General features: G+C 59.6%; 11 protein-coding genes. 7 read left to right on the top strand and 4 right to left on the bottom strand.

Annotated features, from left to right (window positions below; translation table 11 throughout):
• Nucleotides 1-125: 125 nt before the first annotated feature.
• From EOS_RS37925 to EOS_RS37915, 3 genes are read left to right on the top strand one after another with little or no spacing between them, the layout of a single operon-like run.
• A complete protein-coding gene (locus tag EOS_RS37925) occupies nucleotides 126-1,457 on the top strand; it encodes an NAD(P)/FAD-dependent oxidoreductase (RefSeq protein ID WP_047897357.1) in 1,332 nt (443 codons plus the stop codon).
• Between the two features lie 44 nt (nucleotides 1,458-1,501).
• Nucleotides 1,502-3,004, top strand: a complete 1,503-nt coding sequence (locus EOS_RS37920) for an NAD-dependent succinate-semialdehyde dehydrogenase (protein ID WP_047897439.1) — start codon at nucleotides 1,502-1,504, stop codon at nucleotides 3,002-3,004.
• Nucleotides 2,977-3,834: a cupin domain-containing protein gene (locus EOS_RS37915; protein WP_152693255.1), complete on the top strand. Its 858-nt coding sequence runs from the start codon at nucleotides 2,977-2,979 to the stop codon at nucleotides 3,832-3,834. Before EOS_RS37920 ends, EOS_RS37915 begins: the two co-directional genes overlap by 28 nt.
• 70 nt (nucleotides 3,835-3,904) lie before the next feature.
• On the opposite strand, the gene EOS_RS37910 is transcribed toward EOS_RS37915, so the two are convergent.
• Nucleotides 3,905-5,386, bottom strand: a complete 1,482-nt coding sequence (locus EOS_RS37910; protein ID WP_047897356.1) for an aldehyde dehydrogenase family protein — start codon at nucleotides 5,384-5,386, stop codon at nucleotides 3,905-3,907.
• A 669-nt stretch (nucleotides 5,387-6,055) separates the two neighbouring features.
• On the opposite strand from EOS_RS37910, the gene EOS_RS37905 reads away from it, so the two are divergent.
• The 4 genes from EOS_RS37905 to EOS_RS37890 all read left to right on the top strand — a co-directional run bounded on the left by EOS_RS37905 (nucleotide 6,056) and on the right by EOS_RS37890 (nucleotide 10,058).
• The gene (locus EOS_RS37905; RefSeq protein WP_053064183.1) at nucleotides 6,056-6,961 is read left to right on the top strand and encodes an ABC transporter substrate-binding protein; all 906 of its coding nucleotides are present in this window, start codon (nucleotides 6,056-6,058) and stop codon (nucleotides 6,959-6,961) included.
• Nucleotides 6,962-7,053: 92 nt separating this feature from the next.
• Nucleotides 7,054-8,316, top strand: coding sequence for an aspartate aminotransferase family protein (locus EOS_RS37900; protein ID WP_047897355.1), 1,263 nt, complete (start codon nucleotides 7,054-7,056; stop codon nucleotides 8,314-8,316).
• Nucleotide 8,317: 1 nt separating this feature from the next.
• The gene (locus EOS_RS37895; protein WP_047897354.1) at nucleotides 8,318-9,274 is read left to right on the top strand and encodes an amino acid ABC transporter permease; all 957 of its coding nucleotides are present in this window, start codon (nucleotides 8,318-8,320) and stop codon (nucleotides 9,272-9,274) included.
• Between the two features lie 7 nt (nucleotides 9,275-9,281).
• Nucleotides 9,282-10,058: an amino acid ABC transporter ATP-binding protein gene (locus EOS_RS37890; RefSeq protein ID WP_326972972.1), complete on the top strand. Its 777-nt coding sequence runs from the start codon at nucleotides 9,282-9,284 to the stop codon at nucleotides 10,056-10,058.
• Between the two features lie 251 nt (nucleotides 10,059-10,309).
• Here the strand turns inward: EOS_RS37890 and EOS_RS37885 are convergent, their stop codons facing one another.
• Genes EOS_RS37885 through EOS_RS37875 form a run of 3 tightly spaced genes read right to left on the bottom strand, consistent with a single transcriptional unit; the run spans nucleotide 10,310 to nucleotide 13,076 of the window.
• Nucleotides 10,310-11,263: an ABC transporter ATP-binding protein gene (locus EOS_RS37885; protein ID WP_047897353.1), complete on the bottom strand. Its 954-nt coding sequence runs from the start codon at nucleotides 11,261-11,263 to the stop codon at nucleotides 10,310-10,312.
• On the bottom strand, nucleotides 11,263-12,297 hold the full coding sequence (locus EOS_RS37880; protein WP_047897352.1) for an ABC transporter ATP-binding protein: 1,035 nt from the start codon (nucleotides 12,295-12,297) through the stop codon (nucleotides 11,263-11,265). The genes EOS_RS37885 and EOS_RS37880 overlap by 1 nt, the downstream gene beginning before the upstream one ends.
• Nucleotides 12,297-13,076 carry an ABC transporter permease gene (locus tag EOS_RS37875; protein WP_235443093.1) on the bottom strand — a complete coding sequence of 260 codons (780 nt, stop codon included), beginning with the start codon at nucleotides 13,074-13,076 and terminating at the stop codon, nucleotides 12,297-12,299. The genes EOS_RS37880 and EOS_RS37875 overlap by 1 nt, the downstream gene beginning before the upstream one ends.
• Nucleotides 13,077-13,122: the final 46 nt, after the last annotated feature.

Below are 13,122 nucleotides of genomic sequence, written 5' to 3'. Positions count from 1 at the left end.
AAAATTATGAGATTGTGCCTATATTAATGGATAAAAAAGTAAACACGGCTTGACCCGATTAATTTCGAAGGTTCAAAATATTGAATCAAGAGACATTTCCGTCTCCGATCTTTCGAGAGGTCAGCGTGCCGGTTACCGCGAACATCTTTTCATCCGACTTCAGCGAGAAGCCCTACTGGTGGAACGACTGGCACCCGCACGACGCCTCGCTCGCCGAGGTCCCGAAAGAAGTCGACGTAGCCATCGTCGGCGCAGGCTATGCGGGCCTCACTTGCGCGCTGGAACTGCGCAAGGCGGGCCTGGACGTCGTTGTGCTCGAAGCGGATGTGCCGGGCAGCGGCGCAAGCACCGTCAGCGGAGGACAGACATCCGGCGGCGCCAACATCGGCAAGAAGCCCACGGGACGCAGTCTCGACTCGGCGGCTGCGTCGGGACGCGAGGTCGCGTTGCTTCAGGAGGCCGCCGAGGGCTACCGGATCTTTGAGAGGCTCGTTCAAGAGCACCAGATCGACTGCCTCTACCGGCGCAGCGGGAGGATCGTCGCCGCCTGGACGCACGAGCACCTCGACGCATGGAAGATCAAGCTGGAGAAGCTCAATCACTACACGGGCGCAGATGGCCACCTCATGTCGCCCGACGAGATGCGTAGCGAACTCGATTCTTCCATCTATGCTGGCGGTGTTTTGCTGAAGCATGCCGGACAGGTTCATCCGTCGCTCTTCTTCGCCGGTCTGCTCAAGGCGGCACGCTCTCTCGGCGTGACTGTCTGTTCCCACGCAGGCGTGAAACACATTGTCAGGCAAGACGGAGGCTTCCGTCTTGACACCGCGCGTGGTCCGGTGAAAGCGAAGCGCGTTGTGATAGCCACGAACGGATACACCGGCGCATTCATGCCGGACCTGCAACGCCGCGTGATTCCTGTCACGTCACACCAGATCGCGACCGAGGAGTTACCGGACGACTTGCGCAACAGCCTCATTCCGAACGATCGCGTGGTTGCCGAGACCAAGCGGGTCTCCAACTACTACCGCATGTCACCCGACGGCAAGCGCATGCTGTTTGGCGGCCGTGCACGCTTCTTCAAGATGGACCGGCGCGAGTCGGCGTCGGTTCTGCATGCTCAGCTCGTCGCACGCTTTCCGCAATTGCGCGACATCAAGGTGGCGTATAGCTGGGGCGGATTCGTCGGCCTCACCTTCGACTTCCTGCCGCACTTGAATATGACCGAAGGAATATATTACGCACTTGGCTGCAACGGCAGCGGTGTCACGATGATGACCTACCTCGGCTACAAGACGGCTCATTTGATCATCGACGGCCAGGCCGTCGAAACGAGCGCCTTTGGCCGGCCTCTGCCGTCGAATCCGTTATATCGGGGCAAGCCGTGGTTCATGCCTCTGCTCGGCACTTACTATCAGGTCCGCGACGATCTGGAGAAGAGACGGGACCGGCCATGAGCAACATCGAAGGCCGCACGCAATTCAATCGCCCACCGGCATCGATAGTGCTGAACGAACCTAGCCTGTGGCACTCGTCCTGTTATGTAAACGGAGAGTGGGTTACCTTGCCCGGCCTGCGTTCGCGCGCAGTCGAGAACCCCGCCGACGGCAGCATCATTGGCTATGTTGATTTCCTAGAGCCCGAGCATGTGACGCATGCCATCGCGGCGGCGCATGGGGCCTTCGAACGCTGGCGCTGGACACCGGTGAACCGGCGCAGCGACTTGCTTCACGCATGGGCGCAGGCGATGCTCGATCACCGCGTCGATCTCGCGACGATCATGTCGCTCGAACAGGGCAAGCCGCTAGCAGAGTCTCTCGACGAGATCGACTATGGCGCGAGCTTCGTGACGTGGTTCGCCGAGCAGGCGAAGCGCCTGAACGGTCGCACAATTCCCTCGCACATACCCGACGCGCAGCTCTCGACGATGATCGAGCCGGCCGGTGTCGCGGTCTTGTTCACGCCGTGGAACGCGCCGAGCGCAATGATCGCGAGAAAGGTCGCGCCCGCGCTCGCGGTGGGCTGTACCGCGGTCGTCAAGCCGGCTCATGAAACACCGTTCTCGGCCTTGGCGCTTGCACATCTCGCGCATCAGGCGGGGATCCCTAAGGGCGTGTTCAATGTCGTCTTCGGCGAGCCGGACGCGACGATGCAGACGTTGATCTCCGATCAGCGCGTACGGTGCGTGAGCTTCACCGGATCGACGCGCGTGGGCAAACTGGTGCAGCAGGCGGCGGCCGCGGCGGGCATCCGAAAAATCGCCCTCGAACTGGGCGGCAATGCACCGATGATCGTGATGTCGGATGCCGATCTCGAACGTGCGACCGATATCGCCATCGCCATCAAGTTCGCCGTGTCGGGACAGAACTGTATTGCGGCGAACCGGATCTTCGTCGAGCGGCCGGTCTATGAAAATTTTCTCGCGTTGTACGTGCGTAAGGCTGCGAAGCTGTTGGTCGGCGCGGGTCTCGATCCGTCAACGCAAGTCGGGCCGCTCACGCAGTCGGCGCTTGTCGACGAGTCGTTTGAGCGCATCCGCGACGCAACGATCAAGGGTGCGCGCCTGCTGCTCGGCGGCGAAACGCATCGCCTGGGCGGAAACTTCATGCAGCCGACCATTCTTGCGGATGTCACCGCGGACATGCGCGTCTATCGCGAGGAGAATTTCGCGCCCGTGTCGGCAGTCGCGACTTTCGACTCGCTGGAGGAAGTCATCGGCCTCGCGAACGACACCGAATATGGCCTCGCAGCATATGTGTGCGGTCGCGACATGGCAACGATCATGCAGCTCGTGCATCGCCTCGCATTCGGCATGGTGGCCGTCAACACGGCAACGTTCACCGGTGCCCCTATACCGTTCGGCGGCGGCAAGGCATCGGGGCTCGGACGTGAAGGCGGCATCGAAGGCTTCGATCCGTTTGTCGAAACAAAGTATGTGTGCCTCGGCCACCTCGGCTTGCCGCAACCGCGAGATGCTTGCGAATCGAATGCGCCGTCCGACTGATATCGTCGAAGGTTATGCCAGAATCAGACAATCAACTTTCGGAACTACGTAGCATGAGCATAACCAAGCAGCGACTGCGCGAATCCGCGTCGACGAAGACCCACAGCGAAGCTCGCGCGCCCGGTACGGCCGACAGCATCGAGCAGCCGAGCGCCAAATCCGAGACCGTTGGCCGCGTGAAGAGAGACAGCGGTACGTCAAAAGCGAAAACGCCTGCGCCCGAGGCGACGGACGGCTCCATGCCTCCTGCTTCACCGCAGCATCGGACTTTCGGGGAAAAGCTGCGGTTTCATCGCGAATCGCGCGGCCTGAGCCTCAAAGAACTGGCGACTCGCGCGGGCATCTCGGTTGGTATCCTAAGTCAGGTCGAACGTGGCATCAACAGTCCCTCGCTTAGGACCCTGTCTAAAGTCCGAACCGCGCTGGGCTTGCCCAGCAGCTTTTTCTTCGACGACGATCACCCTCCGGCGAGCAATTCCGGCGAGGCGGAGTTCGTTTGCCGCGTCGCTGACCGCCCGCAGCTTCATCTCGGCCCCGATGCCCCGCACAAGGAGCTTCTGCACCACGGCAGTTCTCGCGTCTTCGAATTCATGACGATCGAACTGCCTCCGCACTACCAGTCCGGCTCGTCGAGTTATCCGTCTGAGAAAGGCGGTTATGTGCTTGAAGGAGAAGTCGTGATGACCGTCGGGAAAAAGACCACCACCCTGAGCGTTGGCGACAGTTTCCTCTTCGACGGCATTCTTCCACACGACCTACGAAACCCAACAGATCGGACCACTAAGCTCCTCTGGATCATCGCGAAGCTTCCGAACGACTTGCTGCTTTGATGCCTGGATGTTCGCAACGATTGTAATATTTCGAGCGAGGCCCTCCTCGACTGGATCTGCGGCGCGACATTCATTTGGAGATGTCGATCAGCACGCTTTTGTGACGAAGATTCGCTTCGAAGGCGTCACGCCCGAGATCCTTTCCGATACCTGAGCCTTTGTAGCCTCCAGTCGGAATGATGAAGTCTGCGCTGCGGCCGTAGCGGTTCACCCACACCGTGCCTGCTTCGATCCGGCGGGCAAAACGCAATGCGCGCCCAAGGTCCGCCGTATGCACGCCAGCGGCCAGCCCATAGTCGGGATGACCGGCGAGTTGGAACGCTTCCTCCTCAGAATCGAATGTCTGCACGGTAAGCACCGGTCCGAAAATTTCCTCTCTTACCGCACAACATTGCTCGGACGCAACATCGAGAATTGTCGGCAAGTAGTAAGCGCCCGGCAGATCGACATCGGCACGCGCGGCACCGCATCGGACGACGGCTCCGCCCTCCGCCACTGATCGCGCAACGATGGACTCTATACGTTGCGCCTGGCGCTCAGAAATGATCGGCGGAAGTGTCGTCCCGCTGCGCCACGTCGGGCCTGCCCGTAGCTCGGAGAAGAGCCGTTCGATACGATCGACGAAACGCTCAGCGATCGAACGCTCCACCAGCAACCGCGATCCCGCGACGCATACCTGCCCCGCGTTACTGCTGATCGCAGTCGCCACGCGACGCGCGGCCTCGTCGAGACCCGATGCATCCGCGAACACCACTTGCGGACTCTTGCCGCCTAGCTCAAGCGTAACCGGCTTGACGCCGGACTCCGCGCAGGCTGCCATGATCGCCGCACCCGTACTCGTTGAGCCTGTGAAGGTGACCTTGCCGACACCGTGATGACGAACGAGCGCGTCGCCGGTCGTGCTGCCATCGCCCTGGATGACGTTGAAGATGCCAGGCGGAACGCCCGCCGCAATCGCTAGTTCCGCAAGCCTCAAGGCGGAGAATGGTGTCATCTCGGATGGCTTCAGCACGACCGCGTTGCCCGCGGCGAGCGCGGGGCCAATTTTCCACGACGCCATGACGAGCGGAAAATTCCATGGGGTGATCGCAGCGACCACGCCGTAAGGTTCCGCTATGGTCAAGCCGAGGTGATCGTGATTCGTGGCGGCGACTTCGCCGCCCGCCTTGTCAGCGAACTCCGCATAGAATCGAATTCCCTCAGCAGTGAAGGGCACGTCGCCGACGAACACGTCCCGTACCGGTCGTGTCGAACCAATGGCCTCGAGCGGCGCCAGCGTCCTTGCATCGGACTCGATCAAGTCCGCGAAGCGCCTGAGTATGCGTGCGCGTTCCCGTGGCGCCATGCTTGGCCAACCGCTTGTTCGAAACGCCGCCCGCGCGTTCTCGACCGCGCGATCAACCATCGCAGCATCAGCAACCGGCACGGACGAATACGCTACGTTGTCGGATGGTCGCGCGACCTCGATGCGTCGTTGCCCCTCATCTACATACGCTCCCCCGATGAAATGACCAGTCCTTACACGTATTTCCATTGGATTGAAACTATCCATCCTTACCTCATCGTGGTCCGTTATGTTGGAAATGATGTTCTGTCAATCGGGGGCTTGTTCAGATAATCACGTATTCGAGCGGAAGACAAAGGATCGCCAGCGTCGCTAACGGCCCCCTCCTCAAGCACGTGCGCCGCTTCGGACACATGTCTTCGCGAAAGCGGCCCGGCAACAATTTGCGCCCGGAGGGCACGTTTCGATACAGACCCAATTGCACAGCAATAATCTGTGCCATATGGTGGAACGGTGTGCCGAAATTCTTGCCTACGGTATCACGCTCATTTTTACGCTGCAATCCCTACGCAGGTGCGGACAACCAATCGTCTTTTAGTTGAATCAAAACCGCGCCTGGCACCTTCCGATCAAACATCGCTTTGTGCATACGAAAACGATCAGTTATGCGAACGTTATCTCATTGATGAATGCAGTGGACAGACTGGCAATCTTCTCTTCGAACAACCCTCTGTAAGCGCCGAAAAGAGCTTTGACCCGGATTTTATTTATTCCCCATTGTTCTCTGATTTTCCCCGTGATAATTTTAGGTCAGTTATTTGGAACGGCGTTCCACCATATGGCACACCCAAAAGCTGCGTCAGAAGATCCGCCAAAGATGCTGTAACTCCGATCGACTCATTTCCGAGCAAGCGCGCCCACTTATCGAGGACCAGGATGACCACTTTCCGCAGTAGCAGCCTGTTACACGTCGTTCGCTTATCTACTACGCTATTCGCACTCGGTGTCGCGAGCCTCGCCACGCAAGCGGCCGCGCCAACAGGCATCGAAGCACTTACGAAGAGCGCCTCGATCTACGCATCCGTTCCGCAGAAATATAAGGACGCGGGCGTGATCAACGCGGCTACCGAGTCGGACTATCCCCCATTCGATTTTCTGGATGAGCAGGGTCAACTGATCGGCGCAGACATTGATATCTCGATGGCGCTCGGCAAGGTAATGGGTGTGCCGATCAAAAACATCAACACCGATTTCTCCGCCATCATTCCCGGTATCCAGGCGGGCCGGTTCGACGTCGGCATCTCGTCGATGGGCGACTATGTGGCACGCGAGAAGACCGTCGATTTTGTCGACTACTACCAAGGCGGCACATCGTTCCTGATCAAGGCCGGCGCGGCGGAGCCCAAGCAGATTGCAGACCTGTGCGGGACCGCGGTCGGTGCACTCAAAGGCACTTCGTCGGAGACGCAGGCGAACGATACGAGCAAGCGGTGCACGGATATGGGCAAGCCCGCCATCACGGTCAGTGCCTATCCAACGCAGAGCGCGGCGATTCTCGCGCTGACTTCAGGCCGTATCCAGTCAGTCTCCGGTGACTCCGCGACGAACGGCTACTCGGCAAAGAACCCGTCGCTTGGAATCAAGAACGTCGGGTTCACGGTGTACAACGATCGCCCCTACTACGGCATTGCCATTCCGAAGGACTCGCCACTCTTTGCGCCCTTCATGGCCGCCATGAAAGTCGTAATTGACTCGGGTGTCTATATGCAGATCCTGAAGAAATGGGGCATTGAAGACGGCGCCCTCGCCGCGCCGATGAAGAACCAGGCGAGCCCAGGCTGAGCCCTTACCTATGGCAATTGCAAAGCCGTCCCGTCGATGATTGATCCTCCGCACCGTGCGTAACGCACGAACAAGCATCAGGAGTCTCGTACATGGCACATCTTTCACCAGTACTCATGCAGGCCACGCCACTAGTCGTCGAGCGCGGCAGCGGGAGCTACCTTTTCGACCAGACGGGTCGCGCTTATCTCGACTTTACGGCGGGAATCGGCGTGACCTCCACGGGCCATTGCCATCCCAAAGTCGTGGCGGCGGCGCAGCGTCAAGTTGGCCGCCTGATCCATGGACAGTACGGCATCGTGAAACACGATCAGTTGCTTGCGCTGATGGAGCGCCTGCAGTCATTCATGCCGGCTGGCCTCGATACCTTCTTCTTCGCCAACTCAGGCGCCGAGGCAGTAGAAGCCTCTGTACGGCTCGCCCGCAATGCCACGGGCCGACAAAATATAGTCGTCTTCCAGGGCTCGTTCCACGGCCGGACCCTTGGCGCGGCAGCGCTCACAACATCGGGTGCGCGCTATCGGTCGGCCGGTTCGGGCGCGTTGCCGCCAGGTGTTGTCGTGGCGCCGTTCCCCTCTCCGTTTCGTTACGGCTGGGACCTTGAGAGCACTAACCGGTTCTGCATACGCGAACTCGATCACGTCTTCGCCACGCTCACCTTCCCAAGCGACACTGCAGCAATCCTCATTGAGCCAGTGCAGGGGGAAGCCGGCTACCAGCCAGCTTCCGCAGTCTTCTTTCGCGCCTTGCGCAAGCGCGCGGACGAGCATGGCATCGTCCTGATTGTCGACGAGGTGCAAGCCGGCATCGGTCGCACGGGGCGCTTCTGGTCGCATGAGCACTTCGACGTGCATCCAGATATTGTCGTGTTCGCAAAGGGCATCGCGAGCGGCTTTCCGCTCTCGGGTATCGCGGCAAGCAAGGACTTGATGAGTGGTGCGCTGCCAGGTTCACAAGGCGGCACTTTTTCGGCGAACGCCGTCGCATGCGCCGCTGCCATTGCGACGCTCGACGTGATCGAGAGCGAGAGTCTGATCGAGAATGCGCGTGAGATGGGACAGATGCTGCGCGACGGGCTGGAACGTATCGCGGCGCGCTACCCGGGTATCGGCGAAGTGCGCGGCATTGGACTGATGCAGGCGTGCGAACTCACTCGGGAAGACGGCTCACCGGACACCGATACCGCGAAGGCCGTGGTAGCAGCCGCCCTGAAACGCGGGCTGATCATGCTGACATGCGGTCCATACGGAAACATTGTTCGCATGATCCCCGCGCTAACGGTGTCCGCAAAGGAGATTGGCATCGCACTCGATACGTGGAACGCAGTTGCCAATGAAGTCCTTGCACGAGACTAACATGCCCGTGCCGACCAAGACCTTACAGACACCGGCGCTTCAGGACGCGGCCGCCGAGGAATCCCCAATCGTGCGGGCGCGACACCCGGGTCGCTGGGCTGCGGCGGTTGTCAGCATGTTAATGCTGGCAGCGCTCGCCCATTCGCTAGCAACCAATCCGGGTTACCGGTGGGATGTTGTTTGGAAGTACCTGACTGTCAGGACTGTTCTGACCGGATTCGGCTGGACGCTGGCGCTTACGGCCGCGTCGATGGCAATCGGCATCGTACTCGGTGTGGTCGCGGCACTCATGCGGCAATCCGCAAATCCCGTCGTATCAGCGTGTGCCGCCACCTATATCTGGCTGTTCCGTGGCACCCCCGTCCTTGTGCAACTGATCTTCTGGTACAACTTGGCAGCGTTGTATCCGCGCATCGATATTGGCTTCCCATTTTTTGCACCCTTCCTCACCCTGTCCACCAATGTGCTGATTACGCCTATCGTAGCCGCACTGCTTGGCCTGGGTCTCAACGAGGGCGCATACATGGCGGAGATCGTTCGCAGCGGGTTGATGTCCGTCGATCCGGGGCAGCGCGAAGCAGCCTACTCACTTGGATTGACGCCCGCGCGCACAGTACGCCGCGTCATTCTTCCCCAGGCGATGCGCGTCATCGTTCCGCCGACCGGCAACGAGGTCGTCGGCATGCTGAAGGCGACGTCGCTGGTCAGCACGCTCGCTATTTCCGACCTCCTTTACTCCGTACAGGGTATTTACGGCCGCACCTTCGAGACGATACCGCTGTTGATAGTCGCAAGCGCCTGGTACCTGTTGGCATCCACTCTGTTGTCCGCATGTCAGATTGCATTGGAGAATCGACTGCGACGTGGCCACACCGCCGCGCCGACCGACGGCGTAAGCGTCCTCATCGCGCGCGTCAGACGCAATATCGGACCGCTGCCGCGCAATTCTTCACGTTGAGAGAAGTATGGAAACCTTGACTGTACCGATGGTTCAGCTTGCCGCCGTCCACAAGAATTACGGCGCCCAGGAAGTGCTTTGCGACGTCAACCTGAGCGTATTCCCCGCAGAAGTCTGCTGCCTTGTGGGCCCGTCCGGAGCAGGCAAGAGCACGCTGATCCGATGCATCAATTATCTCGAAAAGATAGACAGAGGGCGGATCCATGTAAATGGGCAACTCGTCGGCTACCGCATGCACAAGGGGCGACTGCACGAACTGAGTGAGCGCGAAGCGGGTCGCTCTCGCGCGGATACTGCGATGGTTTTTCAGCACTTCAATCTGTTTCCACACATGTCGGTACTGGAAAATATTGTCGAAGCGCCGATACAAGTACGCAGGGAAAACCGCATTTCAGCCGAACAGCATGCACGAGCGCTGCTCGCCCGTGTCGGGCTCGAGGGTAAGGAACGAGCGTACCCGCGAGAGTTGTCAGGCGGGCAGAAGCAGCGCGTCGCGATCGCGCGGGCGCTTGCGATGCGCCCGAAGCTCCTGCTCTTCGACGAACCTACCTCGGCACTCGATCCGGAACTCGTTGGCGAAGTGCTTGAAGTCATGCGTACGCTTGCTCGAGACGGGCAGACGATGGTGGTCGTCACACACGAAATGGGCTTTGCGCGTGAGGTCGCGGATACGCTTGTGTTCATGGATCGCGGGCGTATCGTGGAAAAGGGGAACGCGCGAATGATGATTGACAACCCAGTCGCCGATCGAACGCGGGCGTTCTTCTCGAAAGTGTTGAAGTGACGCTCGATGCCCCCAACAACACGCCACTATCCGCGCGCGGTGGTCCACATCCCCTAAAGGTAAGTGGTACAACCCAGTGCTGGCTGTGCTCCGCTCGAAACCGCTTCAATGCCGCGTTAGCCCTCAACATCTTTACTTGATTTGACGCTGGCCGCTGCGTAACGCATGTCCGGCGGGACAACGCTTCGCCAGGATACTCTGGATCATCGCGAAACTTCCGAACGATCTGCTACTTTGACCAACGCCAGCTATCAAGCTACGTGACAAGCCACCTTGGTACGTTCATCCACCAGTCTCAGTATTGGCTCTTCGATTTCGCAGACCGGCGCTGAAAAGGGGCAGCGAGTATGGAATCGGCAGCCTGACGGCGGCGAACTGGGGCTCGGCGGATCACCCGAAAGTAATTGCACATGGCACGAACGTTCAATCTCGGGGTCGATCGACGGGGCTGCCTCCAGCAGGGCCCGCGTATAGGGATGGCGCGGTCGCGCAAACAGTTCGGATGTGGGGCCAGTCTCAACGATTTTGCCCAGATACATCACGCTCACTCGCGTACAGACCAGGCGAATGATCGCCAGATCATGCGCAATCAACACGATTGAAAGATTCAGCTTCTTCTGCAAATCTGCGAAGAGGTTGAGAATCTGCGCCCGAATCGAAACGTCGAGCGCGCTCAATGGCTCGTCGCAGATGAGGATACGAGGATCGAGCGCCAACGCGCGGGCGATTGCCACGCGCTGGCGCTGACCGCCCGACAACGCGCGAGGCAGCCGATCAAGGCAGGTCTCTGGCAAACTCACGAGTTGAAGCAATTCCAGGATTCGTTCGCGGCGCTGAGAGGCAGATCCCAAACCATGAATTTTCAGGGGCTCTTCAAGAGATTGCGAGATCGTTTGTCGCCGGCTTAGCGATGCTAACGGATCCTGGAAAATGAACTGGACGTGCCGGCTGAAAGCAAGACGCTCCCGGCGCCAGTCATCGAGCTCCCGGCCATCAAACGTCACGCTGCCGCCTGTTGGCCGCTGAAGCCCAGCAATCGTGCGCGCGAGAGAAGTTTTGCCGCAGCCAGATTCGCCCACGATGCCGTGAAGCTCACCCTGCTGTATTTCCATATCGACGCCGTCCACTGCACGCACCGGGGCGCCCCGAGAACTCGCGAAGTGCACTTGAAGCTGCTTCACCGTAATAGCCGCTGAGGCATTCATCAGATCGGCTCCTGGCATTTTGACTGCATCACGAAACAAGCAACCCTGTGTGTAGGCGTCGTCGACGTAACCGATGATAGGGGCGCCAAAGGCGGACGAGCCAGAGCGCATGAAGGGGTGGCAGCAAAGCAACGTGGCACGAACCGACATCCTGCTTTTAGGCTCGAAAGATCGGGCGGTGCTCCGGGGATTTCGGTCAGGCGCTCGCCGATCGGCGTATCCAGGTCGGGGACAGAGGAAAGCAGCCCCTGCGTATAGGGGTGGGTGGGCGTTTTCAGTACATCTGCGACCGCTCCTTCTTCGACGATGCGCCCCGCATACATGACGGCAACTCGATCCGCCATGCCTGCCACTACACCTATATCGTGGGTGATAAGAACGATTGCCAGACCATCCTCCGCCTGGATCTGCTTGAGCAGCGCGAGGATCTGAGCCTGGACTGTCGCATCCAGAGCGGTCGTTGGTTCGTCAGCGAGGAGTATCTTCGGTCGGGATGCCAGCGCCAATGCGATCATGGCGCGCTGGCGCATGCCGCCCGAGAACTCATGCGGATAACGCCAGTACCTGTCCTCCGGATCCGCGATACCAACCCGCCGCAGGTTAGATATGGCGTCTGTCTTTGCCGCGACAGCAGAGAGGCCGGCGAAGCGCCGGGCTTGCTCAGCCAATTGCGGGCCGATGCGCCGCATCGGGTTGAGTGCACTCAATGGATCCTGGAAAACCACCCCAAAGTCGTTGCCTCTAACCGCCGACCGATGTCGCCCACTCACAGCAAGGAGATCACCCCGGGCCGTGAGCGCCTTACCGCGAAAATGAACCGCGATCCCTTCAGGGAGCAGTCCCAACGGACCGAGCGTCATCACGGTCTTACCGCTTCCGCTCTCCCCAACGATCGCCAGTGTTTCGCCGGGCTTAATTGAAAATGAACAGTCATCTACGGCGCGGATCGTTCTCTTGTCCGTATACAGGTCGACGATCAGTCGATCAACCGCGTAGATCGGCTGGGAGCGTGGCTCTTGAGTCGTCACTTGCATTATTGGGCACCCCGCTTAATCGTCTTTTCTTCATCCGCTCTGGCTCGTATGCGTCTTGACAAGGCGCGGCCCTTTATCGCTCGCGGCAACTTCTGCAACGCGATCGCCTCACCGAGCACATTGAAACTGACCACAACGAGCGTTAACGCAAGACCCGGCAGCAGAACCATGCTCGGCGAGTCTTCGAGGTAGTTCATGCCATCGACCAACATCTGGCCCCACTCCGGCGTCGGCGGAGTAACGCCGAGCCCGAGGAAGCTAAGGGTAGCGATGGACAGGACCAGAGCACCTGCATCGGCGCTCGCGTAGACGAGCACTACGCCCAGTACAGCCGGCAGAATATGTCGCGTGAAAACCCACCAATGACTGGCGCCAATGACCCCGCAGGCTTCGATGTGCGGTTGATGGACTTCGCTTGCCACGACTGCGCGACTCATCCGTGCGTAGTTCGCCCACCAAGCGAGTGTGAGTGCCGCGATCATCGACCAGTAACCGGGCCCAACGATGCCAATCAGCGCTAACGCAATGATCAAGCTTGGCAAGCTGAGCATGATGTCGATGACACTGATCAGGACGAGGTCCATCTTGCCACCCACGTAACCGGCGATAGATCCAACCAGAATGCCGATTGCCAAAGCCGAGACCAGTACGATGGTCATTGCCGCCAGAGAGACGCGAGCCGCCCAGATGAGACGGCTCAAGAGATCGCGTCCCAAATAGTCGGTGCCAAGCCAATGTGCGACGCTCGGTCCTTGCATGGCATCGGTGATCACCTGCATGCCCGGAGCGTATGGCGCTAGTATCGGTGCGAAGACCGCAACCAAC

Source organism: Caballeronia mineralivorans PML1(12), assembly GCF_001028175.1.
Taxonomy (GTDB): Bacteria; Pseudomonadota; Gammaproteobacteria; order Burkholderiales; family Burkholderiaceae; genus Caballeronia; species Caballeronia mineralivorans.
This window is presented reverse-complemented; position numbering and strand designations above follow the sequence as displayed.